Source organism: Curtobacterium sp. MCPF17_002 (genome assembly GCF_003234115.2).
Classification (GTDB): Bacteria; Actinomycetota; Actinomycetes; order Actinomycetales; family Microbacteriaceae; genus Curtobacterium.
Genome location: NZ_CP126251.1, coordinates 2,834,653 through 2,860,009, shown reverse-complemented (window position 1 = coordinate 2,860,009; position 25,357 = coordinate 2,834,653). Strand labels below are relative to the sequence as shown.

The window sequence follows — 25,357 nt, the reverse complement described above, 5'->3', positions numbered from 1 at the left end:
GTGAACACGAACGACTTCGTCCACCTGCGCGCCGGGGGCGTCTCCCTCGTGCTGGACTGCCGTGACGGGGCGCTCCCCGCGGTGGTGCACTGGGGCGCGGCGCTCGGGGACCTCGACGACGCGGAGCTCCTCGCGCTCGCGGTGGCCGACGTCGCACCGGTCGCTCCGAACGAGGCCGACGTGCCGGTGCGGCTGGCGATCCTGCCGGAGCCGCACCGTGGTTGGACCGGTCGGCCGGGGCTCTCCGGACACCGGGACGGGCGCGACTGGTCGCCGGCGTTCACCGTGACGTCGCTCGACGTGCAGGCACGAGTCGCCGCGACCGGCGGGCACGCCCACGGCGGCGGCACCGCGCCAGCAGGCGGGGCCGCGGGCGTCACCGCCAACGTCGGCACCGTCACCGTCCACGCCGCCGACGACACCGCCGGCCTCGCCCTCACGCTCACCGTCGAGATGCTCCCCTCCGGCCTCGTCCGCACCCGCGCCGCCGTCACGAACACCGCCGCGGGCGCGTACACCGTCGACGACCTCACCCTCGCCCTGCCGGTGCCGTCCCACGCCCGCGAGGTCCTCGACTTCGCCGGCCGCTGGGGCAAGGAGCGCACGCCGCAGCGCCGCGAACTCGTCGTCGGGACGCACGAGCGCGAGGGCCGGAAGGGCCGCACCGGGGCCGACGCCGCCACGGTGCTCAGCGTCGGCGTCCCCGGGTTCGGCTTCGCCCACGGCGAGGTCTGGGGCGTCCACACCGCGTGGAGCGGGAACCACCGGCACCTCGCCGAGCGGCTGGCGACCGGACGGCAGGTCGTCGGCGGCGGCGAGCTGCTGCTGCCCGGCGAGGTCCGGCTCGACACCGGCGCGACGTACGAGGGGCCGTGGCTGTACGCCGCGTACGGGGACGGTCTCGACGACCAGGCCCGTCGCTTCCACCGCTGGATCCGGAGCCGTCCGCAGCACCCGTCGACCCCGCGCCCGATGACGATCAACGTGTGGGAGGCGGTCTACTTCGACCACGACCTCGCCCGGCTCACCGACCTCGCCGAGCGCGCCGCACGGCTGGGGGTCGAGCGGTACGTCCTCGACGACGGCTGGTTCCGGAACCGCCGCGACGACCACGCGGGCCTCGGCGACTGGTACGTCGACGAGGACGTCTGGCCGGAGGGGCTCGGCCCGATCGTCGACCGGGTCCGTACGCTCGGCATGACGTTCGGCCTGTGGTTCGAGCCGGAGATGGTGAACGAGGACAGCGACCTCGCCCGGGCGCACCCGGAGTGGATCCTGCAGGCCGGCGATCGTCTGCCGCTGCGTTCGCGGGACCAGCAGGTGCTCAACCTCGGCATCCCGGAGGCGTTCGCGTACGTCCTCGAGCGGATGACGGCGATCATCGGCGAGTACGGGATCGAGTACGTGAAGTGGGACCACAACCGTGACCTCGTCGAGGCCGGCCGCCCCGGTGGTGGTGCCGCGGTGCACGAGCAGACCCTCGCCGCGTACCGGTTGATGGCGACGCTCAAGGAGCGCTTCCCCTCGCTCGAGATCGAGTCGTGCTCGTCGGGCGGCGCGCGGGTCGACCTCGGGGTCCTCGAGCACACCGACCGGGTCTGGGTGTCGGACGACATCGACCCCCTCGAGCGGCAGCAGATGCACCGGTGGACGCAGCAGCTCCTGCCCCCGGAGCTCCTCGGTGCGCACATCGCGAGCGGGCGGAACCACACGACCGGCCGCGTGCACGACCTGGCGTTCCGTGCCGGCACCGCGATCGTCGGGCACCTCGGCATCGAGTGGGACCTCGCCCAGGCGACGCCGGACGAGGAAGCCGGTCTCGCGTCCTGGATCGCCCGGTACAAGGAGTGGCGCGCGGTGCTGCACGGCGGGGACCTCGTGCGGATGGACGAGGTCGACGACGCCCGCCTCGTGTACGGCACGGTCGCGCCCGGTGCACGCGACGCGGTCTTCTTCTTCGTGAGCACCGGCCGTTCCGAGGTGTCCGGCACCGGACGGATCCGGTTCCGCGGGCTCGACCCGGAAGCGGCGTACCGCGTCGACCCCGTCGTGATCGGCGACGGTTCCGCGATCGTCGCTCCGGCCTGGTGGTCGGGCGTCCGGGTCTTCGCCGGTCACGTGCTCGAGACGGTCGGCCTGCAGCCGCCGCTCGTGCCGGCCGACTGCGTGGTGCCGTTCCGGTTGAGCGCCGTCTGAGTCCGCGGGGCCAGCTGGCGGCCTGGAGGCGCGGGTCGACTCACCGGGTCCGTCCAGGTCCTTCGCATGGTCGCCTCATGGAACCTGACCAGGATCACAGGAACGCGTCGGCTCCGGCGCGTGCATCCGGAAGGACTCCCCATGCACTGCCCCAACGACCAGGCCACCCTCGTGATGTCGGAGCGATCCGGCATCGAGATCGACTACTGCCCGGAGTGCCGGGGCGTGTGGCTCGACCGCGGCGAGCTCGACAAGATCATCGAGCGCGCGTCGGGCGGCCCGGAACAGTCGGTGGCCCCGACCCCGTCGCCCACGCAGCAGCCCACGCAGCAGCCCACGCCGCAGCCCACGCCGCAGCCGTCGTACGGGCAGCAGCCGTACGGACAGCAGCCGTACGGGCAGCCCGCGTACGCGCCGGGCATGGCGGTGCCGCGGAACGGGTACGCGTCGCCGCGGTCGCCCGGGTCGCCGGCATCGTGGGACAAGCAGGGCCGACACGGGTACGGCCAGCCCGGGTACGGCCAGCAGTACGGGCAGCCCGGGTACGGGCAGCAGAACGGGTACGGCAAGAAGCGCCGCGGCAACTGGCTGAGCGAGCTCTTCGACTGATCGGGGTGCTCGCCCGATGACCGGGCGTCGGCGGGGGAGCCGTTAGGCTTCCCCGCATGCCGCACACGGGACACGCGACACGCACCGCCCCTCACCGCGCGACCCCGCCTCACCGCGCGACCCCGCTCTGGGCACTCAAGCTCGCCGTCGTCACGGCGCTCGTGGGGGTCGCCGGGGGCATCGCCGGCATCTCGGTCTGGCTCGCACTGCAGCTCATCCAGTTCGTCGCGTTCGGGTACCCGTTCGGCGGGCACCTCGAGGCGGCGGACGCCCCGTCGGGCCGCAACCGGTTCCTCGCCCTCGTCGCCGCCGGTGTCCTGACCGGGTTCGCGTGGTGGGCGCTCCGGCGCTGGGGCCGGCCCATCGTCTCGGTCCCCGCCGCGGTCGGCGGCAAGCGGATGCCGGCGCTCGCCACGGTCGGCAACGCCGGTGTCCAGATCCTCGCCGTCGGCCTCGGTGCCTCGATCGGCAAGGAGGTGGCGCCGCGGGAGATCGGGGCGTGGCTGTCGCAGCTCGTCACCGCCCGTGCCGGCCTGAGCGTCCGCGAGACGAAGATCCTCGTGGCGTGCGGTGCGGCCGCGGGGCTCGCCGCCGTGTACGACGTCCCGCTCGGCGGCGCGCTCTTCGCGGTCGAGGTCCTGCTCGGCGAGATCACCTTCGCCACCGCGCTGCCGGCGTTCGCGACGAGCGCGGTCGCGGCCCTCGTCGCGCGGCTGGTGATCCCGGACGAGGTGCTCTACCACGTGCCGGCGATGCACCTCTCGCCGTCCCTGCTCGTCTGGGCCGTGATCGTCGGCCCGGTGCTCGGCCTCGCCGGCGTGGGCTTCGTGCAGCTCACGAACCGGCTGCAGGGCATCGCGCCGAAGGGGTGGCACCTGCTGGTCGTGCTCCCCGTCGTGTTCGCGATGGTCGGGCTCATCGCCGTGCCCTTCCCGGAGATCCTCGGCAACGGGCGGGCGCTCGGCCTCGTGGCGATGAACGCCTCGCTCGATGCGGGGTCGGTCGCGGGGCTGTCGCCGATCCTGTTCCTGCTCGTCCTCGGCGTCATCCGCACCATCACGACCTCGGCGACCATCGGCGCCGGAGCCGTCGGCGGCACGCTCACCCCGTCCATCGCGATCGGCTCAGCCGTCGGCGGCGGGCTCGGCGGACTCTGGCTGCTCCTCTGGCCGACGGACGGCCAGGGCCTGACGGCCTTCGCGTTCATCGGCGCCGCGGCCTTCCTCGCGACGACGATGCGTGCGCCGTTCACCGCGCTCGTCCTCGTGGTCGAGTTCACGCAGCAGGGCACCGACGTCCTCATCCCGTCGTTGCTCGCCGTGTCCGGGTCGGTCGCGGTCGGGTACGTGCTCGCACGGCGACGCAGCGCGCAGATGGTCTGACCCCCTCGCGGGTGGACACCGCGTCGGGGTGAACAGTGCGTCACGACCCGTGCGCGATGCGGACAAGGGGCCTAGCATCGCGTCCACGACGGGGCGCTGGGCTCCGCACGACGCAAGGAGACGGCGATGGCGGGCTTCGACGACATCACGAAGAAGGCGCAGGAGTTCCTCAAGGACGGCAAGGTCCAGGACGCCCTGAAGAGCGAGCAGGCCGAGGGTGTGAGCGACAAGGTCCTCGACGGCGTCGCGGACGCCGTGAAGAAGGCGACCGGCGGCAAGTTCGACGACAAGATCGACGGCGCGCGCGACGCTGCCGACAAGCAGGTCGGCAACCAGTAGTCCGCTGACGGGGACGCCCTGGACGGGGTCGTCCGGGGCGTTCGCCGTGGGCTGGTGCGGCCGACTGGACGCCGGGCGGCGCACGGACCACCATGGGGAGGTGACTGTCGTGGCGCCGAACCAACCGCTCACCGAGTCCGAGGTCGAGGCGATCAAACGGGACTTCCCGATCCTCCAACAGGAGGTGAACGGGTTCCCCCTCGCCTACCTCGACTCCGGGGCGACCGCCGAACGACCCCGGCAGGTGCTGGACGCCGAACGCCGCTTCCTCGAGCACGACAACGCCGCCGTGCACCGCGGCGCGCACACCCTCGCGGCGCTGAGCACCGACGCCTACGAGGACGCCCGCGCCACCGTGGCCGGCTTCATCGGTGCCGCGGCCCCGACCGAGGTCGTCTGGACGTCGAACGCCACCGACGCCCTCAACCTGGTGGCGTACGGCATCGCGAACGCCAGTCGTGGTCGGGGCGGTGCGGACGCCGAGCGCTTCCGGATCGGTCCGGGGGACGAGGTCCTCGTCACCGAGGCCGAGCACCACGCCAACCTCGTCCCATGGCAGGAGCTCGTCGCGCTCACCGGTGCGACGCTCCGCTGGGTGCCCGTCGCCGACGACGGCACCTGGACCGCCGAGGACGCCGTCGCGCTGATCACCGAGCACACGAAGGTCGTCGCGTTCGCCCACGTGTCGAACGTCACCGGGATGATCGCGCCGGTGTCGGCCGTCGTCGCGGCTGCCCACGCCCGCGGTGCCCTGGTCGTGCTCGACGCCTGCCAGTCGGCACCGCACCGGCCGCTCGACGTGCAGCAGCTCGGGGTCGACTTCGCGGCGTTCTCCGGGCACAAGATGCTCGGTCCGAACGGCATCGGCGTGCTCTGGGGACGGCAGGAACTCCTCGACGCCCTGCCGCCGTTCCGCACCGGCGGCTCGATGATCACCACGGTGACGATGGAGCACAGCGAGTTCATGCCCGCACCCGAGCGCTTCGAGGCGGGCACGCAGCCGGTGTCCCAGGCCGTCGCCCTCGCCGAGGCCGTGCGCTACCTGCAGGGCATCGGCATGGAGCGGGTGCGCGCGCACGAGGAGCACCTCGCCCAGCGCCTGCTCGACGGCCTCGCCGAGGTCCCCGGGATCCACCCCGTCGGCCCGCCCGCCGGGGTGCCCCGGTCCGGTCTCGTGTCGTTCGACGTCGACGGTGTGCACGCGCACGACGTCTCGCAGTACCTCGACGCGCAGGGCATCGCCGTGCGCTCCGGGCACCATTGCGCCCAGCCCCTGCACCGCCGACTCGGGCTGACCGCCACCAGCCGAGCGAGCACGTACGTGTACACGACCGAGCAGGACGTCGACCGCTTCCTCCGGGCCGTCGGCGAGATCCGCGGCTACTTCGGAGCGGCCTCGTGAGCAGCCTCGACTCCCTGTACCAGCAGGTCATCCTCGACCACGCCAAGGCCCGCCACGGCGACGCCGAGCTGCCCGACGCCGACGCCTCGCACTTCGAGCGGAACCCCACGTGCGGTGACGAGATCACCGTGCGCGTCCGGCTCGACCCCGGCACGGACCGCATCGCCGCACTCGCCTGGCAGGGGGACGGCTGCTCGATCTCGATGGCCTCGGCGTCGGTGCTCACCGACATGGCCGTCGGCCGGACGGTGCCGGAGCTCCAGGCGCTCACCGACGCGTTCCGCACGATGATGCGGTCCCGAGGCGTCGGCGAGCCGGACGAGGACGTCCTCGAGGACCTGGTCGCCTTCCACGGTGTCTCGAAGTTCGTCATGCGCGTGAAGTGCGGCATGCTCGCGTGGGTCGCGGCCGAGGCCGCCGTGCGCGAGGCGAGCGCACGCCCGTGACGTGACCGGCTGACGGCCTGGAGGCGCGGGGCGGGCCGACACCGCGCCTCCAGGCCGACAGGGACGCCGTCGTAGGCTGGAGGGGTGATGGAATCCTGTGTCGTGCGCGCCGCGACGGAGGACGAGGTCGAGGACTGCGTCGAGTTGTGGGCGGGGGCCGTGGCAGCGCGTGACGGGATGCCCGCGTCGGACGAGGTCCGAGCGCGGGCGCGGGCGAAGTTCGCGGAGGAGCGGGTGGCGCTGCTCGTGGCGGACGACGCTGCGTCGGACGGACCGGCCGGGTCCGGTGGGCGCGCTGGGCGTGGGGGACTCGCGGGGTTCGCGCTCGTCACCGCGCCGGGCAGCGGGATGCCGGGCGACCTCGACGACGCCGCGTACCTCTCGCTCCTCGCCGTCGACTCCCGCGCGCAGGGACGGGGGCTCGGCCGCTCCCTGCTGCTGGCCGCCGTCGCCGAGGCCCGTCGCGCCGGTCACCCGCGGTGCCTGCTGCACGCGCTCGACGACAACGAGCCCGCGCTCGGGCTCTACCGGAGCGCCGGGTTCCGGCCGCTCGGGGCGTCGTTCCCGCACGCACTGAGCGGCCGACCGTGCCGCGCGTGGGTCAGCGTGGCCTGAGCCGTCAGCGCTCCTGGCCGAGCGGTGTCGCGGTGGTCCAGGTCGGGAAGGTCGCCGCCCGGCCGTCGCCCGAGGACCGACGCGTCACCCGTCGACCGATCCAGGGGAGCACGTGCTCGCGGTAGTACTGCGCCTCCTCGCGCAGCCGCCTCCGGTCCACCCGGGCCTGCGGCGGGACGACGGGTGCCGGACCGTCGACGACGGCGTGCAGGGCGAGGTCGGCGACGCGCTGGTGCCCGACCGCGTTCATGTGGAGCCGGTCCTCCGACCAGAACTCGGCACGGCGCAGGTGGTCGTCGCGTGAGACGTCGACGAAGGGCAGGTCGTGTCGCCGGGCGAGGTCGCCGAGGGCTTCGGCCCAGGCGTCGCCGCGGCGGTTGATGAGCGAGCCGAGGGGGAGCCTGGCGCTCGGGTCGGCCGGGCTGAGCAGGGCGATCCGGACGCCGCGATCGAGCACGCTCGTGACGGCCGTCTCGAGCTGCGCGATGAGTCCCTGCACGTCGAAGCGCGGACGGAGCAGGTCGTTGCCGCCGGCGCAGAAGGTGATGAGCGTGGGCGTGGGGTCGAGCGCGAGTGCGGCGTCGAGCTGGCCGTCGAGGACCCCGGCGAGCAGGCGACCCCGGACCGCGAGGTTGGCGTAGTCGACGGGGGCGCCGAGGTGCTCGGCCATCCCGCTGGCCAGGCGACCGGTCCAGCCGGGGAAGGGGACGGCACCGGCGTCGCCGATGCCCTCGGAGAAGCTGTCGCCGATGGCCACGTACCGGACACTGTGCTGCATCCCGCCATCATCCTGCACAAGCCTGTGCACGTTCCCCGCCCGGTGCCGGCGCTGCCGGTGCGGCGCTGTCGGTGCCGCGCTGCCGGTGCCGCGCTGCCGGCGCCGCGCTGCCGGCGTCCGGCGCTCGCCCCGGAACGAGCGTTTCAGGACCGGTGTCCGGACACACGACCGTTACACACGGGAAACGGGCGCATCGAAGAGCCTCCGTAGCTTCGTGGTCAGAGGCGGGCACCGCTCGCCCTTCCCACTCCTCCGGAGGACGCCATGGCCACCGAGATCCAAGCCCCGATCGCCACGCCCCACGCCCCCCTCGCGACACCAGCGCCCGCCGGTGCCGGTGTCGTCAAGCCGGGGTACGACCCGGCACTCACGAACGAAGACCTCGCACCGCTCCGCAAGCAGAGCTGGACGAGCTACAACATCTTCGCGTTCTGGATGTCCGACGTGCACTCGGTCGGCGGGTACGTCACCGCCGGGTCGCTCTTCGCGCTCGGCATCGCCAGCTGGCAGGTCCTCATCGCCCTCGTCGTCGGCATCCTCATCGTGCAGGTCTTCGCGAACCTCGTCGCGAAGCCGTCCCAGCGCACCGGCGTGCCGTACCCGGTGATCAACCGCGCGGTCTTCGGCGTCCTCGGCGCGAACGTCCCCGCGATCATCCGCGGTCTCATCGCGATGGCCTGGTACGGCGTGCAGACCTTCCTCGCCGCGCAGTCGCTCAACATCGTCTTCCTCAAGTTCATCCCGGCGTCGGCGGGGCTGCTCGACCACTCGTTCCTCGGCCTGTCCGCGCTCGGCTGGATCTCCTACGCCATCCTCTGGGTCGCCCAGGGAGCCCTGTTCTGGATGGGCATGGACGCGATCAAGAAGTTCATCGACTTCGCCGGTCCCGCGGTGTACGTCGTGATGATCGCCCTCGCGGTGTACCTCGTCAGCCAGGCGGGCATCGGCAACATCTCGTTGAACCTTTCGGTGGGCGCGCCGCTCTCGTTCGGCGCGAGCATCCCGGTCATGCTGTCCGCGATCGCCCTGGTCGTCAGCTACTTCTCCGGCCCGATGCTCAACTTCGGCGACTTCTCCCGCTACGCGAAGTCCTTCGACGCCGTGAAGCGCGGCAACCTCTGGGGTCTGCCGATCAACTTCCTGTTCTTCTCGATCCTCACGGTGCTCTGCGCGAGTGCCACGGTGCCGGTGTTCGGCAAGCTCATCACCGACCCGATCGAGACCGTGCAGGCCATCGGCGCACCGTTCGCGATCCTGCTCGGCGGCCTGACGTTCGTGACCGCGACCGTCGGCATCAACATCGTCGCGAACTTCATCAGCCCCGCGTTCGACTTCTCGAACGTCGCCCCGCGGAAGATCAGCTGGCGTGCGGGCGGCATGATCGCCGCCGTCGGCTCCGTGCTCCTCACCCCGTGGAACTGGTACGGCAACGACCAGGCGATCCTCTACACGCTCGGTGTGCTGGGCGCCCTGATCGGCCCGCTGTTCGGCATCCTCATCGCCGGCTACTACATCGTCGCGAAGCAGCGTGTGGCGGTCGACGACATGTACACGAAGGACCCGAGCGCTCGGTACTGGTACGCCAAGGGCTTCAACCCGAACGCGATCTGGACCCTCGTGATCACCGGTGTCGTCTCGGTCGCCAGCGCGGTCCTGCCCCCGGCGCTCGGCGTGGTCACCTGGCTGTCGAGCTACAGCTGGTTCATCGGCTGCGCGCTCGGACTGGTGGTCTTCTGGGCCCTCGAGCGGGCCCGGCCGAGCATGCCCGTCCTCGACGCGGACGACCCCACGGTCGACGACGGCGCAGCCGCCGGACGCGCCTGACCGACTCGTCGCGGCCCGTCCTCCACAGGCGGGTCGCGACCTTCGGTCGTCCACAGTTCCACCCCACGGCCTGGAGGCGCGGCTCACCTCCGCCACGATGGTCACCACCCAGCACCGCCGCTCCACCGCACCGCCCGCTCCACCGGAAGGACCCAGATGCGCATCCGCGTCGTCAACCCCAACACCACCGCGTCGATGACCCGGACCATCGGTGCCGCCGCCGCAGCGGTCGCCGGGCCCGGCACCCTCGTCGAAGCCGTGCACCCGACGATGGGACCGGCCTCGATCGAGAGCCACTACGAGGAAGCCCTCGCCGTCCCCGGGCTCCTCGAGCAGATCGCCCTCGGGGAGCGGGACGGGGTGGACGCGTACGTGGTCGCCTGCTTCGGCGACCCTGGGCTCGACGCCGCGCGTGAGATCGCCGCCGGCCCCGTGATCGGCATCGCCGAGGCCGGCTTCCACGCCGCCGCGATGCTCGGTCGTCGGTTCGGCGTGGTGACCACGCTCGGCCGGACGACGGGACGGGCGCACGAGCTCGCCGAGCGTTACGGCTTCGCGTCGCTCGTCACCGAGATCCGGGCGTGCGAGGTCCCCGTGCTCCGGCTCGACGACCCGTCCTCCGGCGCACGGGCGCTCGTCGTCGAGGAGTGCCGGGCCGTCATCGCTGGTGGCGCCGACGCCGTGGTGCTCGGGTGCGCGGGGATGGCCGACTTCTGCGCCGACGTCTCGCGCGAGATCGGTGCCCCGGTGGTCGACGGCGTCGCGGCGGCCACGGTCCTCGCCGAGTCGCTCGTGCGCCTCGGCCTCACGACGGGCAAGCGGGGCGAGTACGCGCCGCCACCCGTCAAGCCGATGTCGGGACTGCTGGCGGGGTTCGAACGCCACCCGGCGGCGGTCGCGACGGTCGGGGCGGGCGCATGACCGGCCTCCAGGCCGACCTCGTCCTCCGCGCACGGCGCACCTGGGTCGACGGTGCCTTCCGCCCGGCCGCGATCGTCGTCCGTGACGGGCGCGTCGACGCGGTCCTCGCGTTCGACGCGGCCGTCGACGCGCAGGACGACCGGAGCGTGCCGGACGGCCACGTCCTGCTCCCCGGTCTCGTCGACACCCACGTGCACGTCAACGAGCCGGGCCGCACCGAGTGGGAGGGATTCGCCTCCGCCACCCGCGCCGCGGCGCTCGGCGGGGTGACGACCATCATCGACATGCCGCTCAACTCGATCCCGGCGACGACCACCGTGGACGCGCTCGCGGTGAAGCGCGCCAGCGCCCGGGGCCGGGTCGCGGTCGACGTCGGGTTCTGGGGCGGCGCCGTCCCGGCCAGCCTCGGGTCGCTCGACGCGTTGCACGACGCGGGCGTCTTCGGCTTCAAGTGCTTCACCGCGCCGTCCGGCGTCGACGAGTTCCCGCACCTCGACGCCGAGCAGCTGGCCGCCGCGATCGCGGAGGTCGCGCACATCGACGCGCTCCTCATCGTCCACGCCGAGGACCCCGACCACCTGGTCGCGCACGACGCCCTCGGCGAGCGCTACGCGGACTTCCTCGCCACCCGTCCCGTCGAAGCCGAGCGGTCCGCGATCGCCCGCGTGATCGACGGGGCGCGCGCGACCGGGGCCCGCGTGCACGTGCTGCACCTGTCCGACGCCGGCGCGCTGCCGATGATCCGTGCCGCGAAGGACGACGGCGTGCGGATCACGGTCGAGACCTGCCCGCACTACCTCGCGTTCGAGGCCGGTGCGATCCCGGACGGCGCCACGGAGTACAAGTGCTGCCCGCCGATCCGCGACGACGCCAACCGGGACGCACTCTGGCAGGGACTCCTCGACGGGACGATCGACATGGTCGTGTCGGACCACTCGCCGTCGACCGCTGACCTCAAGGTCGACGACTGGGGGCTCGCGTGGGGCGGGATCGCGGGGCTGCAGGTCGGCTTCCGTGCCGTGTGGACCGAGGCGGCTCGCCGCGGCATCCCGCTCGAGCGCCTGCTGCCGCTGTTCACGACCGGTCCGGCGGCGCTCGCCGGTTTCACCGACCGCGGCGTCATCGCACCGGGTGCGCTCGCGCACTTCGCCGTCTTCGACCCGGTGGCCACCGCGGTCATCGACGTGGCCGGTCTCGCGCACCGCAACCCGGTCTCCGCGTTCGCCGGACTGCAGGCCCGGGGCCGCGTCACCGAGACCTGGCTCCGGGGGCGGCGCATCGCCTCCGCGCAGTCCGGGGTCACGGCCGTCGACGGGCAACTCGTCCCGCGGCCGGTGCCCGAGCCACTGCCGGTGTCCGTGCCGCTGCCGGTGTCCGTGGCCGCCGAAACACACCTGTAACGATCGTTCCGATATCTTCGGATCAGGAACGGAGGAACCACCATGCTCCCAGTGAACCCGCCCGCTCGTCTCCTCATGGGACCGGGCCCGATCACCGCCGACCCGCGCGTGCTCCGGGCCCTCTCGACCCCGCTCGTCGGGCAGTACGACCCGTGGATGACCACCACGATGAACGAGACACAGGATCTCTACCGACGGTTGTTCGGCACCGTCAACGACGCCACCGTGCTCGTCGACGGCACGTCGCGCGCGGGCATCGAGGCGGCGCTCGTCTCCCTGCTCGCCCCGGGCGACCGCGTGCTCGTCCCGGTGTTCGGCCGCTTCGGCCACCTCCTCGCCGAGATCGCCGGACGTGCCGGTGCCGAGGTCCACACCATCGAGACGGCATGGGGACAGGTGTTCACGCCGTCCGCGATCGAAGAAGCCGTCGCCCGCGTCCGGCCGAAGGTCCTCGCGATCGTCCAGGGCGACACCTCGACCACGATGAACCAGCCGCTCGACGAGCTCGGGGCCATCTGCGAGCGGCACGGCGTCCTGTTCTACACCGATGCGACCGCCACCATCGGCGGCAACCCCCTCGAGGTGGACGCGTGGGGGATCGACGCCGTCAGCGCCGGCCTGCAGAAGTGCCTCGGCGGACCGTCCGGCAGTGCGCCCCTCACCCTCTCGCCGAAGGCCGTGTCCGTGCTCGACGGCCGTCGCAGCGTCGAGGCGGGAATCCGCGAGCCCGGCGACGAGGTCTCCGACGACCCGATCCGGTCGAACTACCTCGACCTCGCGATGATCCTCGACTACTGGGGTCCGCGACGGCTCAACCACCACACCGAGGCCGCCTCGATGCTCTACGCGGCGAACGAGTGCGCCCGCATCCTGCTCGAGGAAGGCCGTGCCGCGGTCATCGCCCGGCACGAGACCGCCGGGCGCGCGATGCTCGCCGGTGTGCAGGCGCTCGGACTCGGCGTCTTCGGCGACCTCGGGCACAAGATGCACAACGTCGTCGCGGTCGAGATCCCGTCCGACGTCGTCGGCGACGAGGTCCGCGCCGCGATGCTCGACGACCACGGCATCGAGATCGGCACGTCGTTCGGACCCCTGCACGGCAAGGTGTGGCGCATCGGCACGATGGGCTACAACGCCCGGAAGGACACCGTCGTGACGACGCTCGCCGCGCTCGAGCACGCCCTTCGCCGGGCCGGACACGCGGTGCCGCACGGCGGGGGCGTCGACGCGGCGCTCGACGTCTACGCGGCGCTCGGCGTCCACGCCGGTACCCCGGCCGACGTCACGGCCGCCGGGGTCCCCGCGTGAGCGACACCCCGGTGCTCACCGCCACCGACCTGGGCGCCGTCGACGCCGGGCTCGTCGCACGCTGGTGCGACGAACTCGCCCTGGTCACCGAGGAGACCGGCCGCATCACCCGCGTCTACCTGTCGCCCGAGCACGCCCGGGTCAACACCCTCGTCGCGGGCTGGATGGAGGACGCCGGGCTCCGCACCTGGCAGGACGCCGCCGGCAACCTGCACGGCCGGGTCGACGGTGCCGCACCGGACGCCGCCGTGCTGCTCCTCGGCTCGCACCTCGACACCGTGGTCGACGCCGGTCGGTACGACGGGATCGTCGGGGTCCTCATGGCGATCCGCACCGTCGCCCGGCTCACCGCCGACGGCCCGCTGCCCGTCGCGCTCGAGGTCATCGCCTTCTCCGACGAAGAGGGCACCCGGTTCGGCAAGGCGCTGCTGGGGTCCTCCGCGGTCGCCGGGGTGTGGGACGAAGCGTGGTGGGACCTGCGGGACGGTGCGGGCGTCACCCTCCGCGACGCGTTCACGGACTTCGGGCTCGAGCCCGATCGCGTCGCCGAGGCCGCCGTGGACCCCTCGGCCGTCGTCGGCTACCTCGAGGCGCACATCGAGCAGGGGCCGTACCTCGAACAAGCCGGTCAGGCGCTCGGCGTCGTCACGAGCATCGCCAGCGCACGGCGGTTCACCGTCGAGGCCGTCGGCGAAGCCCGGCACGCCGGCGGCACCCCGTACGAGCGTCGGCACGACGCGCTGCTCGCCGCTGCCGAGGCCGCTCTCGCCGTCGAGCGGATCTGCCGGGCGACGCAGCACGTCGGGACCGTGGGCACCATGACCGTCGAACCCGGGGCGGTCAACGTCGTGCCGGGACTGGCACGGTTCTCCGTCGACCTCCGCGGTGAGTTCGACGAAGGACGCGACCGGGTCTGGGACGAGCTCACGAAGGCGTTCACGCTCATCGGGGAACGCCGCGGGGTCAGCGTGACGCCGACCGAGGTGCACCGGGCGCCCGCCGTGTTCTGCGCGCCGCGGCTCATGGACGCCGTCCGGGCCGGGATCGAGTCGACGGGGGAGTCCCAGCCGATGGAGTTGTTCTCCCGCGCCGGGCACGACGCCATGTCCCTCGGGCTCGTGACCGACGTCGCGATGCTCTTCCTGCGGAACCCGGACGGCATCAGTCACCACCCGGACGAGTTCGTGTCGACCGAGGACATCGCCCTCGGACTCGACGCACTCGCCGTCGCCGTCGAACGGGCGGCCCGCGCATGAGCACCGCCGGACCCGACGTCCGCGCCCGCATCGACTCCGTCTGGGAGCAGCTCTCGCCGGCCGAACGACGCGTCGCCGCGATGGTGCGCCACGATCCGGAGCTCCTGCTCGTCGGCACCTCGGCCGAGCTCGCCGCCGAGTCGGGCACGTCGAAGGCCACGGTCTCGCGGCTCGTCCGGTCGCTCGGGTTCCAGGACGCCGCCGAGGTCCGGCAGAACCTCATGTCCGCGCGGGGTTCCGGTCTGCCCTGGGCTGCGGAGGACGCCGCCCACGTCGACCAGCGCGCCGTCGAGTCGCGGAACCTCGACGCGGCGTTCGCCTCGCTCGCCCGCGCGGACCGCCCCCGGCTCGCGCGTCGCATCGTCCGGGCCCGACGCGTCCTCGTGGTCGGCGAGCGCGGCGCCTACCCGATCGCCCTGCAGCTCCGCGCCCAGCTCGCTCAGGTCCGTCCGGACGTCCGGATCGGCCCGGCTCCCGGGCAGCGCCTCGGGGAAGAGGTCGCCGACCTCGACCGTCGTGACCTCGTCGTCATCGTCACGGTGCGACGGCACGCGTCCGGGGTCGGGCGCCTCGTCGGGCACTGCGTTGGCACCGGGGCAGACGTCGTCGTGCTCGGCGACCCCACCGCCGCGGTCATCGCGGCCCCTGCCGCCACCGCGATCCTCTGCCCGGTGGACTCCCCGTCGGCGTTCGACTCGATGGCGGCGCTGTTCGCGGTCGTCGCCGCGATCGCCAACGACGTGTACGAGGCGTCCGGACCGAGCGGGCGGACGCGGGTCGACGCCGTGGCGAACGCCTACGACGCGCTCGGCGAGCTCACGGCCCCGTGACCGCCGACGTCGCGCCCACGTCGCGTGCTCGTCGCCGAGATCGCACTCCGGCGGCCGACGCCGGCGCCGATCCGGCACGAAGTGCGATCTCGGCACCTGGTCAGTCCCCGGCCGAGGCGCGGAGTTCAGCGGCGAGTGACGCATTACGGGCAGCGATGAGGCGCGGCAGGTAGCGCGCCAGCGCGACCTGCTCGGCCACCAGTCCCAGCGGGCCGAGCGGCGCTCGGAACTCGATGTCGTCGACCATCCGGGTGCCGCGAGCCGACGGCTCGAAGCGATGGACGTGGTGGAACCGGGCGAACGGACCACGGACCTGTTCGTCGATGAACTGGTGGGGAGCCTCCAGGGCGGTGATCCGGCTCGTCATCTGCCAGACGACCCCGAAGTGCCGCGCGCGCCAGGTGACGGTCTCACCCAACCCGATCGTGCCGGAAGTGGTGCCGGCCACGGCACGTTCGCTGCTCGCCGCCATCGACCGTTCGTGCGCACCGATGTCGAGGGACAGCGCGAACGCGCGCTCCGGCGGCGCGTCGAGCTCGGTGACGACGCGGAACGACACCGTCACGCGGTCGGCCAGACCGTCGGCGCCGATCGGTCGTCGTCACGGAGCACCGCGGCGATGAGCTGGTCGTGGCGCTCGCCGCGGTGGAACACCCCGGAGCGGAGCCGGCCCTCGTACCGGAGGCCGAGCCGCTCGGCGATCGCCGCGGACGGCGTGTTCGTCGCGATCGCCCGCCACTGCACCCGCGCGAACCCGAGCCCGTGCGGCTCCGGCGCGAAGGCCCAGTCGAGGACAGCCCGCGCCGCCTCCGTCATGAACCCGTTCCCGCGGCCGTCCGGGTGCATCGCGTAGCCGATCTCGGCTGCGCCGTCGACGAAGCCGAACAGGCCGACGGTGCCGAGCAGCCGGAGGTCATCGGCGCGACGGACCCCGAACTCGTAGCGTGTGCCGGCTGTCCACCCGGGCCGGACGACCTCGGAGATCCAGTGCTTCGCCTCGGCATGGCCGTACGGCACCGGTACGGGTGTGTACGCGATGACGTCCGGGTCGTTCGCGTAGGCCACGACGTCGTCGGAGTCCGTGGGCTCCGGGACGGAGAGCACGAGCCGATCGGTGCGGAGCGTGACGGGTTCCATGGGCCGAGCCTAACGACGGCGGGACGGACGGTAGCGTCGTGGGATGACGTTCGACGCGCTCCCGTTCCCGGTCATCGACGGCCACAACGACCTGCCGTGGGAGCGTCGCGACGGTCACGACTCAGGCGTCGAGGGCATCGACTCCGAGGACGGTTCGCTGCACACCGACCTGCCGAAGCTCCGCGCGGGCGGCGTCGTCGGGCAGTTCTGGTCCGTGTTCGTGCCGGCCGACGACCCGGACCCGGTCCGCACCACCCTGCAGCAGGTGGACGTCGCGCACCGGATCATCGAGCGGTACCCGGAGTCGCTCGCGCTGGCGCGCACGGCGGTCGAGGTCCGGGCGGCGATCGACTCCGGTCGCATCGCCTCGCTGCTCGGGGCCGAGGGGGGTCACTCCATCGGCGACGACCTGGCCGTGCTCCGCACCCTCGCCCGGCTCGGCGTCCGGTACATGACCCTCACCCACAACGACGACACTCCGTGGGCGGACTCGGCGACGGGCGCCCGCGAGCACGGCGGGCTGACCGACCGCGGTCGCGAGGTCGTTGCGGAGATGGAGCGGATCGGCATGCTCGTCGACCTGTCGCACACGGCACCGGCGACGATGCGTGACGCCCTCGACGTCGCCACGCAGCCGGTCGTGTTCAGCCACTCGTCGACCGTCGGCGTCAACGACCACCCGCGGAACGTCCCCGACGACGTCCTCGCCCGCCTCGCCGACAACGGCGGCGTCGTGATGATCACGTTCGTGCCGCAGTTCGTGTCGCGGGCATGGGCCGAGTGGGAGGACGGCGGCTCGGTGGGGGCGGCTCCGCTCGTGACCGTGTCCGACGTCGCCGACCACGTCGAGCACGCCCGTGCGGTCGCCGGAGCGGCGCACATCGGGCTGGGCGGCGACTACGACGGCACGCCGGTGTTGCCGCCGGACCTGCGGGACGTCTCGCGGTACCCGGTGCTCGCGGCGGAGTTGCAGCGCCGCGGATGGGCTGCCGACGAACTCCGGGCGCTGGCCGGTGGCAACGTGCTGCGTGTGCTCGAGGAGACCGACGAGCGCTTCGCGCGGACGGCCTTCGTCCGCTGATCCGTCCGGGGTGCGTGCGGGTCGCGAGCGCGAGATCGCACTTCGGCGGGGACGCCGGCGGACGAAGCACCACGGATTGCGATCTCAGGCCCGGGGGAAGCGGCACGGAGTGCGATCTCGGCGCCGCTACGAGAGCAGCCGCGGGACCCGGGGTCAGCCGTACGTGGGGTACTGCGGCCAGCCGTCGGGGCTGTCCTCCCAGTCCTGCTGCCGCCCGTACGCCGTGCGGTCCATGATGTGCGCGACCGGCAGGACCGCCTCGGTGCCGCGAGCGCCGGTCGCGTAGGTCAGGTAGGGCAGGCCGTCGCGCAGCAGGTAGTACGAGTACCCGGGCACAGGGCCGTCGTAGTCGTCGTGGTGGATCGTCCAGCCCCAGTCGTCGTGGTAGCTCGTGTTGCCGGACGACACCCACCGGTGCGGCCACCCCTTCCGCTCGCGCCACCGTTCGAGCTTCTCCACGGGTGCCTGCGACACGAGCGCGAACGCGATCGCCTCGTCGTCGAGGCGCCCCATGTTCGCCGGCAGGGTGTCGACGGCCCAGGTGCAGCTCGGGCAGGCGTCCTCCCAGTCCGGTGCGTACATGACGTTCTGCACCAGGAGCAGGTAGCGGTCGCCGAACAGCTCGGTCAGGCGGACGGGCCCGTCCGGACCGTCGAAGACGTAGTCGTCGACCCGGACCATCGGCAGGCGGCGTCGTGACGCCGAGACGCGGTCCCCGTGCCGCGTCAGTTCCTTCTCGTCGCGCACCTGGTCGGCCAGTGCCGCATCGAACGCTGCGCGGTCGACCACCGGTGGCGCGGCTGCGGGTTGCTCGTCCTTGGACATCCCGACCTCCTCGTCGTTGCGGCGCACGATACGCGCGGAACGCGCGTGCGTCACGAGACAGGGACACGTCGGGTGCGCTCGCTAGGATCGCAGCGCACGCCGTGCCTCCAGTGAGGTGGGCACGCGACCTGACCCGATGAGGACGGAACCGATGAGCGGCACCATCTACGACGACATCTCGCAGGCGTTCGGCAACACGCCGCTGGTGCGGCTGAACCGCCTGCCGAAGGCCGGCGGCGCCGAGGTCCTGGCGAAGCTCGAGTTCTACAACCCCGGCGCGAGCGTGAAGGACCGGCTCGGCGTCGCGATCATCGACGCGGCCGAGGAGTCCGGCGACCTGAAGCCGGGCGGCACGATCGTCGAGGGCTCCTCCGGCAACACCGGCATCGCGCTCGCGCTCGTCGGCGCGGCCCGCGGGTACAAGGTGGTCATCACGATGCCCGAGACGATGAGCGTCGAGCGTCGCGCGGTGATGCGCGCGTACGGTGCCGAGATCGTCCTGACCCCGGGCAGCGAGGGCATGAAGGGCGCCGTGTCGAAGGCCGCCTCCATCGTCGACGAGACGCCCGGCGCTATCCTCGCCCACCAGTTCGAGACCGCCGCGAACGCCGCGATCCACCGCCGCACCACGGCGGAGGAGATCCTCCGCGACACCGAGGGCCACGTCGACGTGTTCGTCGCGGGCGTCGGCACGGGCGGCACCATCACGGGCGTCGGGCAGGTGCTCAAGGAGCGGGTGCCCGGCGTGCAGATCGTCGCCGTGGAGCCGAAGGACTCGCCGCTCCTCACCGAGGGCAAGGCCGGTCCGCACAAGATCGCCGGCATCGGCGCCAACTTCATCCCCGAGGTCCTCGACCAGTCGGTCATCGACGAGGTCTTCGACGTCGAGCTGGACGATGCGCTCCGTGTCGCCCGTGCGCTCGCGACCGACGAGGGGATCCTCGCCGGTATCTCCTCCGGCGCGATCATCCACGCGGCGCTCGAGATCGCCGCTCGACCCGAGAACGCGGGCAAGCGGATCGTCGCCATCGTGTGCGACACCGGGGAGCGCTACCTGTCGACGGTGCTCTTCGAGGGACTCTCTGCGTGACGCGAGCCGCCCGACGAGGCGTGCTGCGGACGGTCCGGGAGGACCTGGCCGCAGCACGCCGCGGTGACCCCGCCTCCCGTGGTGACCTCGAGAACGCGATCGTGTACTCGGGGCTGCACGCCATCTGGACCTACCGGCTCACGCACCGGCTGTGGATCGCCGAGGGACTTCCCGGCTCACGGTTCGTCGCAAGGGTGATCGGTCAGGTCGCCCGGTCCGTGACCGGGATCGAGATCCACCCCGGCGCACGCATCGGCCGACGCTTCTTCATCGACCACGGCATGGGGGTCGTCATCGGCGAGACCGCAGTCGTCGGGGACGACGTGGTGCTCTTCCACGGGGTGACCCTCGGCGGACGCGGCGGCGAGCACGGCCCGGGCGCCCGTCGGCACCCCGCCGTGGGGGACCGGGTGGTCCTCGGCGCCGGCTCGTCGCTGATCGGCGCGATCACGGTCGGGCCGGACTCCGTCGTCGGGGCGAACACCGTCGTGACGAAGGACGTCCCGGCGGGGTCGGTCGTCACCGGGGTCGCCGGGACGGCGCGCCCGCGGTCCGGGCACGAGGGCGTCCCGCCGCTCTGACCTGCGACGCGAGCGCTGCGACGCGGGCGGAGCGCCCGCGGCGATGCGCTGCGACGCGGACGGGTCTCGCCGGCTGCGAGATGCGACGCGGGCGGGTCCCGCCGGTGGCGATGCGCTGCGACGCGGGCGGCTCCCGCCCGTCAGCTCTTCTCGCAGGCGATCCCGTCGGCGTCGGCGTCCATCTTCTTGTTCGCCTTGTAGAGCGCGTCGTCCTTCTTCACCGTGCCCTTGAGGGCACGGTAGGTGACCGTGCCCTTCGACGTGACGCGGTTCTTCGTGACCGACTTCTTCGCGATCCCGCCCGAGTACACCTTCTGCACGGCGGTGCAGTTCTTGTAGACGGTCGGAGCGGCCTCGGCGGTCGACGCACCGCCGACGACGACGGAGGCTGCGAGGACGACGGTGGCGGCAGTGATGCCGAGGGTACGGGTGAGACGCACGGGTTCTTCCCCCAGGGACGATCGGGACCGGCGGAGCGGCCGCCGCGTCGGGTGCACGGCGGGTCGATCGTACGACGGGGCGCGCGGCCCGCTCGCACCCCAGAACGAGGGCGCGACGTCACCGGTGTGCGGCATGCTGTTCGGATGGACGGCGAGGCGTTGCACGAGATGGCGATCCGCACCGCGATGGGGCTTCCGGCGGTGGTGGAGACGCAGCCCTTCAGCGAGGGCATCTTCGTCTACAAGGTCGTCGGGAAGATGTTCGTGATGACGTCCGAGTTGCGGGGCGTGCCGATCGTGAACCTCAAGTGCGCGCCGCCGCACGGGGCCGCGCTGGTGCGTGACCACGAGGAGATCTCGCCGGGCTGGCACATGAACAAGCAGCACTGGATCACGCTGTCCCCGGGTGACGGCATCGACGAGACCCTCGTCGAGGACCTGGTCGGCAACGCCTACGACCTCGTGGTCGCCGGGCTGCCGCGCGCGAAACGACCGATCGACCCGTCCCGCGGCGCGGCCGCGGACTGAGCGCCCTGCAGGACCGCCGAGGGAGCACGCTTCGGGATCCGCCCGTTCTGCGCCATGATCGTCACGTGACCCCTCATCTCGAAGCCGAGCAGCCGACGATCGTCGCCGTGAGCCGGGACTCCTCCCACCACTTCAGCAAGCCCGTCGTCGACGAGGTCGTCCTCGTCGAGGGATGGGGCATCGAGGGCGACGCGCACGCAGGCACCACGGTGCAGCACCGCTCCCGAGTCGCCCGCGACCCGTCACAGCCGAACCTGCGGCAGGTCCACCTCCTGCACGCGGAGGTCTTCGACGAGGTCGCCGACGCCGGGTACACCGTGGCTCCGGGCGACATGGGCGAGAACGTGACCACCCGCGGCGTCGACCTGCTCGGGCTGCCGACCGGCACGCTCCTGCACCTCGGAGACGAAGCGTGCGTGCGCGTCACGGGGCTGCGGAACCCGTGCCAGCAGATCAACGACTTCGAACCCGGGCTGCTGCGGGCGGTGCTCGGCCGCGCCGAGGACGGCTCGGTGGAGCGGAAGGGCGGCGTCATGTCCGTCGTGGTGGCCGGCGGGGTCGTCCGCCCGGGCGACCGCATCCGGGTCGAACTGCCGGCGGGCGAACTCCAGCCGCTCACCCCGGTCTGAGCGAGGCCCGCCTGAGCGAAGCCCGGTCGCCGCTCAGACCCCCGTGCGCCCGAGCACCTTCGACAGGTCGCGGACGACCGACGGCGCCAGACCCGTCCCGGAGTCGAGCACGGCCCGCGCCTGCTCCGCGGTCGGCCCCGCGAACACCTGACCGATCGTGACCCCGTGCGCCGGCCGATGGGTCACGACGATCGGGTCGCCGGTGGATACCGGTCCGGAGTGCAGCACCCGGAAGTACGCGCCGGGGCGGCCTTCCTCGGCGAACCGCTTCACCCACTTGTCGACCTTCATGCGACGAGCAAAGGTGCCGCACGGGGTCCGGGGGATGGTGACCTCGAGCTCGAGGGTGTCACCGATGCGCCAGCGTTCGCCCGTGACGGCGCCGGTCACGTCGATGCCTGAGGTGCGGAGGTTCTCGCCGAACAGTCCGGGCGGGACCTCGCGGTCGAGGAGGTCCGCGAAGTACGCGGCGTCCTCGTCGGCGTAGGCGTACACCGCCTGGTCCTCGCCGCCGTGGTGCTTGCGGTCGGCCTGCACGTCGGCGTACAGCCCGAGCGGACGGACACGGACGGGCCCGTCGACGGGGCGCTTGTCGATCGCGGTGATGCCGATCGTGCCGGAGTCGCGCAGCAGGCGGTCGACGCGGCAGACGGCGGTGACGAGGGACATGCCCCCACCTTGCCGCAGGAGTGTGACGAAACGCGCCCACGACCCGTCTCACCGGTGACGGAGCGAGACCCCGCAAGCGGGAGCAAGCCCCGCGCGAGCACCGCCCCGAACCACCGAGGAGCCCACCATGGTCGACACCGCCCGGCAGCAGCCGTCGCACGACCGCACCGCCCGTGTCCACCTCCTGGCGTCGGCGCGGGTGCGGTCCCTCGCCGCCCGCCCCGCCGGACCGTTCCGCGTCCGGCGTGCCCAGGAGAACCCCAACCACCACCAGTAGAAGGAACCCGTGCCGCACCCGCCCCTCTCCGACCTCGACGACGCCGTCCTCGCAGGTCGATCGTCCGACGGCGACGTCCGTGCGTTCGAGGTGCTCATCCGCCGGTACACCCCGCTCCTGCGCGCCTACGCCCGCCGGACGCTGGGGTCGACGGACGAGCTGGACGACGTCGTGCAGGAGACGTTCATCACGGCCTGGAACCGGATGGACCGGCTCGAGGACGGCGCCCGCGTCAAGTCGTGGCTGATGCGCATCCTCAGTCGCAAGTGCCTCGACCGCATCCGCGCCCGCCGGTACCACGACGACGTGACCGAGCTCGAGGTGGAGGCTCCCGCCGACGACGCTCCCGACCGCGTCGCCGAGGCACGCTCGCGCGAGGAAGCGGTGGAGACCGCGCTCGCCGAACTCCCCGAGGCCCAGCGACGGTGTTGGCTGATGAAGGAAGTGCTCGAGTACTCCTACGAGGAGATGGCGGAGGAACTGGACCTCCCCGCCTCGACCGTCCGCGGACTGCTGTCCCGGGCACGGAAGAACATGATCCGTCTCATGGAGGGATGGCGATGACCGAACCCGACCCCGTCCGGCTCGACTCCCTCGAACCCGACGACCTCGACGGCCACACGATCGACGAGCTGGCCGACTACCTCGACGCGGGCATGCGTCCCGTCGACCCGACCATCGACGACTCCCCGGCCTGCCAGAACGCGCTCGCCGCGATCATCCGGCTCCGGCAGTCGTCGCTCGGGTCCCTCGAGGCCGCCGCGGCCGACGAGGCACCGGCGGACGAGTCGTGGATCAGCGGCGTGCTCGCGAACATCTCGATCGAGGCGCGCGCCGGTCGCGACGTCCCGCTCCGGCCCGAGGCCCCGACCGAACGTCCCGTCATGACCGAGGGCGCGATCCGTTCCCTCGTCCGGAGCGCCGGCGACGGCGTGCCCGATGCGCTCATCGCGCGGTGCCGTCTCGAGGGCGACGTCGTCGAACTCGGAGCACCCGTGAAGGTCGTCGTCGAGATCGCCGTCCGGACCGGCGCGGCGATCCCGGTGGTCGCGTCGGCGGTCCGGGAGACCGTCGCCGAGGTCCTCGCCACCCAGACCGACCTGCTGATCGAGTCGGTCGACGTGGTGGTACGTGACCTGCTGCCGCCGTCAGCGGGCGACGACGACGACACAGCAGCGCAAGTGCAAGTGCAACTGGACGCGCACGAGGAAGAGGACCGAGCATGACCGCCGACGACGACGTCCTGACCGCCGTCGAGACCGCCGTGCTCGCGGTTCCCGGCGTCTCCGAGCTGTACCACGCCCGCCCGACGCTGAGCGCGACGATCGAGACCGCGAAGCGGCTCGCGACGCGCACGGCGCTGGCCCGGGTCGTCCTCGACGACGACGTCCTCCGCATCGTGATAGGCACCGACGGGGCGCGGCCGGCCCCGGAGACGGCGCGCGCAGCACACCTCGCGGCACTCGCCGTGGCCGAGGCCCACGGCCTCGCGCTCAGCCGGGTCGACGTCCGCGTCGCGCGCGTCGGCTGACCGTCACGGTCTGCGGGCCTGGAGGCGCGGTGCGGGCCCGCACCGCGCCTCCAGGCCCGCAGACGGTCACCGTGAGAGCCGCGGTCACCGCCGGCGGTCAGCCCCGCGGTCCGCGACCTCCAGCACCACCACGATCGCCACGACGAGCACCGCCGTCGCGACGAGCGACACCGACGGCACGGCGACGCTCGCGAGCACCGCGAGCGCGAGCACCACGACGACGACGTTCCAGCCGGTCGTCAGCGACGGTCGGAGTGCGAGCGCCCAGATCGCCAGCACGAACAGCGCCACCGGTACCGCGATGGTCGCGGCGACGGTGGCGTGGGACAGGTCCGCCTCGCCGGCGTCCGCGCTGACCGCCACCTCGATGCCGGCCGGCAACGCCCCGGCGGCCGCGAAGACGAAGTAGTGGCCGTAGCCGAACACGAGCGCGGTGGGCAGCGAGCGGATGTGGGCGTGCTGCTCCCGCGAGAAGTAGATCCACCACATGCCGACGACGATGACGAGGCCGCACGCGGCGAGCACGAGAAGCGACGCCAGGTGCTCGGCGTGCGCGATGCCGTCGATGACCGCGTTCGCCGAGGCGACGAGCCCTTCGCCGAGGACGATGAGCGTGAACAGCGAGTACCGCTCGGCGATGTGCCGCGTGTGCCACGGTGTGGTGCGTTCGCCCGCCTCGGCGACCGGCGGCACGAGGACCTCGAGGAGGATGAGGAGCGGGATGACGAACCGTTCGACGTTCCACGGCAACAGGACGGCGAGGACCCAGAGCACCTGCACGACCACGATGCCCACGGCGTACCGGAGGGCGGTGCGGCGGTACTCGGGCGACGACGCCGCGACGCGCAGCCACTGCCCGACGAGGGCGAGGCGCATCACGACGTACCCGATCACCACGATCAGGGTCGACCCGTCGACCATCACGGCGTGCACGCCGGCGGCGAGGACGAGGACGCCCGCCATCTGCACGACGGTCATCACCCGGTAGAGCCAGTCGTCGGTGTCGAACGACGTGGCGAACCACGTGAAGTTGATCCACGCCCACCAGATCGCGAAGAACACGAACGCGTAGGCGAGCACGGCGGTGCCGACGTGCCCCTCGGCCTCGATCTCGTGCAGGTTCGACGCGGCGAACCCGACGGCGACGACGAACACCAGGTCGAAGAGCAGCTCGAGGGGGCTCGCGGCGCGGTGTCCCTCGGCGGGGTCGCGGGGCGCCATGCGGCGGAGTCCGATGGTGGTCACCTGGTATGCCTACACGAC

At 72.6% G+C, this 25,357-nt stretch carries 29 protein-coding genes; 22 read left to right on the top strand and 7 right to left on the bottom strand.

All coding sequences use genetic code 11. The features are described from left to right. The 7 genes from DEJ28_RS13345 (at window position 1) to DEJ28_RS13315 (ending at window position 6,989) form a co-directional block, all read left to right on the top strand. Window positions 1–2,196 carry an alpha-galactosidase gene (locus DEJ28_RS13345; protein WP_111115152.1) on the top strand — a complete coding sequence of 732 codons (2,196 nt, stop codon included), beginning with the start codon at window positions 1–3 and terminating at the stop codon, window positions 2,194–2,196. 141 nt (window positions 2,197–2,337) lie between these two features. After that, window positions 2,338–2,805: a TFIIB-type zinc ribbon-containing protein gene (locus DEJ28_RS13340; protein ID WP_111115153.1), complete on the top strand. Its 468-nt coding sequence runs from the start codon at window positions 2,338–2,340 to the stop codon at window positions 2,803–2,805. Window positions 2,806–2,861: 56 nt separating this feature from the next. Further along, on the top strand, window positions 2,862–4,187 hold the full coding sequence (locus tag DEJ28_RS13335; RefSeq protein WP_111115154.1) for a chloride channel protein: 1,326 nt from the start codon (window positions 2,862–2,864) through the stop codon (window positions 4,185–4,187). Between the two features lie 126 nt (window positions 4,188–4,313). Next, window positions 4,314–4,526, top strand: coding sequence for an Rv0909 family putative TA system antitoxin (locus DEJ28_RS13330; RefSeq protein ID WP_111115155.1), 213 nt, complete (start codon window positions 4,314–4,316; stop codon window positions 4,524–4,526). Between the two features lie 109 nt (window positions 4,527–4,635). After that, complete coding sequence (locus tag DEJ28_RS13325; RefSeq protein ID WP_111115156.1) at window positions 4,636–5,928, top strand: SufS family cysteine desulfurase; 1,293 nt, start codon at window positions 4,636–4,638, stop codon at window positions 5,926–5,928. Continuing rightward, window positions 5,925–6,374, top strand: a complete 450-nt coding sequence (gene sufU / locus DEJ28_RS13320) for a Fe-S cluster assembly sulfur transfer protein SufU (RefSeq protein ID WP_111115157.1) — start codon at window positions 5,925–5,927, stop codon at window positions 6,372–6,374. The genes DEJ28_RS13325 and sufU overlap by 4 nt, the downstream gene beginning before the upstream one ends. A gap of 87 nt (window positions 6,375–6,461) precedes the next feature. Further along, on the top strand, window positions 6,462–6,989 hold the full coding sequence (locus tag DEJ28_RS13315) for a GNAT family N-acetyltransferase (protein ID WP_111115158.1): 528 nt from the start codon (window positions 6,462–6,464) through the stop codon (window positions 6,987–6,989). A 4-nt stretch (window positions 6,990–6,993) separates the two neighbouring features. On the opposite strand, the gene DEJ28_RS13310 is transcribed toward DEJ28_RS13315, so the two are convergent. Further along, complete coding sequence (locus DEJ28_RS13310) at window positions 6,994–7,767, bottom strand: SGNH/GDSL hydrolase family protein (RefSeq protein ID WP_111115159.1); 774 nt, start codon at window positions 7,765–7,767, stop codon at window positions 6,994–6,996. 264 nt (window positions 7,768–8,031) lie between these two features. Between DEJ28_RS13310 and DEJ28_RS13305 the strand changes: the two genes are divergently transcribed. The 6 genes from DEJ28_RS13305 (at window position 8,032) to DEJ28_RS13280 (ending at window position 15,306) form a co-directional block, all read left to right on the top strand. Further along, the gene (locus DEJ28_RS13305; protein WP_111115160.1) at window positions 8,032–9,591 is read left to right on the top strand and encodes an NCS1 family nucleobase:cation symporter-1; all 1,560 of its coding nucleotides are present in this window, start codon (window positions 8,032–8,034) and stop codon (window positions 9,589–9,591) included. 156 nt (window positions 9,592–9,747) lie between these two features. Further along, on the top strand, window positions 9,748–10,512 hold the full coding sequence (locus DEJ28_RS13300) for an aspartate/glutamate racemase family protein (protein ID WP_111115161.1): 765 nt from the start codon (window positions 9,748–9,750) through the stop codon (window positions 10,510–10,512). Further along, on the top strand, window positions 10,509–11,912 hold the full coding sequence (allB, locus tag DEJ28_RS13295) for an allantoinase AllB (protein WP_111115162.1): 1,404 nt from the start codon (window positions 10,509–10,511) through the stop codon (window positions 11,910–11,912). Before DEJ28_RS13300 ends, allB begins: the two co-directional genes overlap by 4 nt. A 42-nt stretch (window positions 11,913–11,954) precedes the next feature. Next, complete coding sequence (locus tag DEJ28_RS13290) at window positions 11,955–13,220, top strand: pyridoxal-phosphate-dependent aminotransferase family protein (protein WP_111115163.1); 1,266 nt, start codon at window positions 11,955–11,957, stop codon at window positions 13,218–13,220. Beyond that, entirely contained in the window at window positions 13,217–14,476 is a 1,260-nt protein-coding gene (locus tag DEJ28_RS13285; protein WP_111115164.1) for an allantoate amidohydrolase, read from the top strand. Before DEJ28_RS13290 ends, DEJ28_RS13285 begins: the two co-directional genes overlap by 4 nt. Next, window positions 14,473–15,306, top strand: a complete 834-nt coding sequence (locus tag DEJ28_RS13280) for a MurR/RpiR family transcriptional regulator (protein WP_111115165.1) — start codon at window positions 14,473–14,475, stop codon at window positions 15,304–15,306. Before DEJ28_RS13285 ends, DEJ28_RS13280 begins: the two co-directional genes overlap by 4 nt. Window positions 15,307–15,406: 100 nt before the next feature. Here DEJ28_RS13280 and DEJ28_RS13275 read toward each other — a convergent pair whose 3' ends face one another. Further along, a complete protein-coding gene (locus DEJ28_RS13275; protein ID WP_111115166.1) occupies window positions 15,407–15,871 on the bottom strand; it encodes an SRPBCC family protein in 465 nt (154 codons plus the stop codon). Beyond that, on the bottom strand, window positions 15,868–16,443 hold the full coding sequence (locus DEJ28_RS13270; protein WP_111115167.1) for a GNAT family N-acetyltransferase: 576 nt from the start codon (window positions 16,441–16,443) through the stop codon (window positions 15,868–15,870). Before DEJ28_RS13270 ends, DEJ28_RS13275 begins: the two co-directional genes overlap by 4 nt. Before the next feature lie 43 nt (window positions 16,444–16,486). On the opposite strand from DEJ28_RS13270, the gene DEJ28_RS13265 reads away from it, so the two are divergent. Further along, complete coding sequence (locus tag DEJ28_RS13265; RefSeq protein WP_111115168.1) at window positions 16,487–17,524, top strand: dipeptidase; 1,038 nt, start codon at window positions 16,487–16,489, stop codon at window positions 17,522–17,524. 153 nt (window positions 17,525–17,677) lie between these two features. Here the strand turns inward: DEJ28_RS13265 and DEJ28_RS13260 are convergent, their stop codons facing one another. Continuing rightward, a complete protein-coding gene (locus tag DEJ28_RS13260; RefSeq protein ID WP_111115235.1) occupies window positions 17,678–18,349 on the bottom strand; it encodes a DUF899 family protein in 672 nt (223 codons plus the stop codon). Window positions 18,350–18,500: 151 nt separating this feature from the next. Between DEJ28_RS13260 and cysK the strand changes: the two genes are divergently transcribed. Both cysK and epsC read left to right on the top strand, forming a co-directional pair. Next, window positions 18,501–19,439: a cysteine synthase A gene (cysK, locus tag DEJ28_RS13255; protein WP_111115169.1), complete on the top strand. Its 939-nt coding sequence runs from the start codon at window positions 18,501–18,503 to the stop codon at window positions 19,437–19,439. After that, window positions 19,436–20,020 (top strand): serine O-acetyltransferase EpsC, encoded by a 585-nt coding sequence (gene epsC / locus DEJ28_RS13250; protein ID WP_258368008.1) that lies wholly within the window; start codon window positions 19,436–19,438, stop codon window positions 20,018–20,020. The genes cysK and epsC overlap by 4 nt, the downstream gene beginning before the upstream one ends. A gap of 140 nt (window positions 20,021–20,160) precedes the next feature. Here epsC and DEJ28_RS13245 read toward each other — a convergent pair whose 3' ends face one another. Beyond that, window positions 20,161–20,460 carry an excalibur calcium-binding domain-containing protein gene (locus DEJ28_RS13245; protein ID WP_220034615.1) on the bottom strand — a complete coding sequence of 100 codons (300 nt, stop codon included), beginning with the start codon at window positions 20,458–20,460 and terminating at the stop codon, window positions 20,161–20,163. Window positions 20,461–20,604: 144 nt separating this feature from the next. Here DEJ28_RS13245 and DEJ28_RS13240 point away from each other — a divergent pair, with 144 nt between their 5' ends. Then, window positions 20,605–20,988 (top strand): MmcQ/YjbR family DNA-binding protein, encoded by a 384-nt coding sequence (locus DEJ28_RS13240; RefSeq protein ID WP_111115172.1) that lies wholly within the window; start codon window positions 20,605–20,607, stop codon window positions 20,986–20,988. A 65-nt stretch (window positions 20,989–21,053) separates the two neighbouring features. Continuing rightward, entirely contained in the window at window positions 21,054–21,617 is a 564-nt protein-coding gene (locus tag DEJ28_RS13235; protein WP_220034616.1) for an MOSC domain-containing protein, read from the top strand. A 33-nt stretch (window positions 21,618–21,650) separates the two neighbouring features. Here the strand turns inward: DEJ28_RS13235 and DEJ28_RS13230 are convergent, their stop codons facing one another. After that, window positions 21,651–22,286: an MOSC domain-containing protein gene (locus tag DEJ28_RS13230; RefSeq protein ID WP_111115173.1), complete on the bottom strand. Its 636-nt coding sequence runs from the start codon at window positions 22,284–22,286 to the stop codon at window positions 21,651–21,653. Window positions 22,287–22,413: 127 nt separating this feature from the next. Here DEJ28_RS13230 and DEJ28_RS13225 point away from each other — a divergent pair, with 127 nt between their 5' ends. The 4 genes from DEJ28_RS13225 to DEJ28_RS13210 are packed head-to-tail and all read left to right on the top strand — an operon-like array spanning window position 22,414 to window position 24,094. Next, the gene (locus DEJ28_RS13225; RefSeq protein WP_181433672.1) at window positions 22,414–22,563 is read left to right on the top strand and encodes a hypothetical protein; all 150 of its coding nucleotides are present in this window, start codon (window positions 22,414–22,416) and stop codon (window positions 22,561–22,563) included. Between the two features lie 9 nt (window positions 22,564–22,572). Beyond that, a complete protein-coding gene (locus DEJ28_RS13220; RefSeq protein WP_111115174.1) occupies window positions 22,573–23,127 on the top strand; it encodes an RNA polymerase sigma factor in 555 nt (184 codons plus the stop codon). Beyond that, window positions 23,124–23,789: an Asp23/Gls24 family envelope stress response protein gene (locus tag DEJ28_RS13215; protein WP_146248828.1), complete on the top strand. Its 666-nt coding sequence runs from the start codon at window positions 23,124–23,126 to the stop codon at window positions 23,787–23,789. The genes DEJ28_RS13220 and DEJ28_RS13215 overlap by 4 nt, the downstream gene beginning before the upstream one ends. Further along, window positions 23,786–24,094 carry a hypothetical protein gene (locus DEJ28_RS13210; protein ID WP_111115176.1) on the top strand — a complete coding sequence of 103 codons (309 nt, stop codon included), beginning with the start codon at window positions 23,786–23,788 and terminating at the stop codon, window positions 24,092–24,094. The genes DEJ28_RS13215 and DEJ28_RS13210 overlap by 4 nt, the downstream gene beginning before the upstream one ends. Window positions 24,095–24,178: 84 nt before the next feature. Here the strand turns inward: DEJ28_RS13210 and DEJ28_RS13205 are convergent, their stop codons facing one another. Next, window positions 24,179–25,339, bottom strand: coding sequence for a low temperature requirement protein A (locus DEJ28_RS13205; protein WP_258368010.1), 1,161 nt, complete (start codon window positions 25,337–25,339; stop codon window positions 24,179–24,181). Window positions 25,340–25,357: the final 18 nt, after the last annotated feature.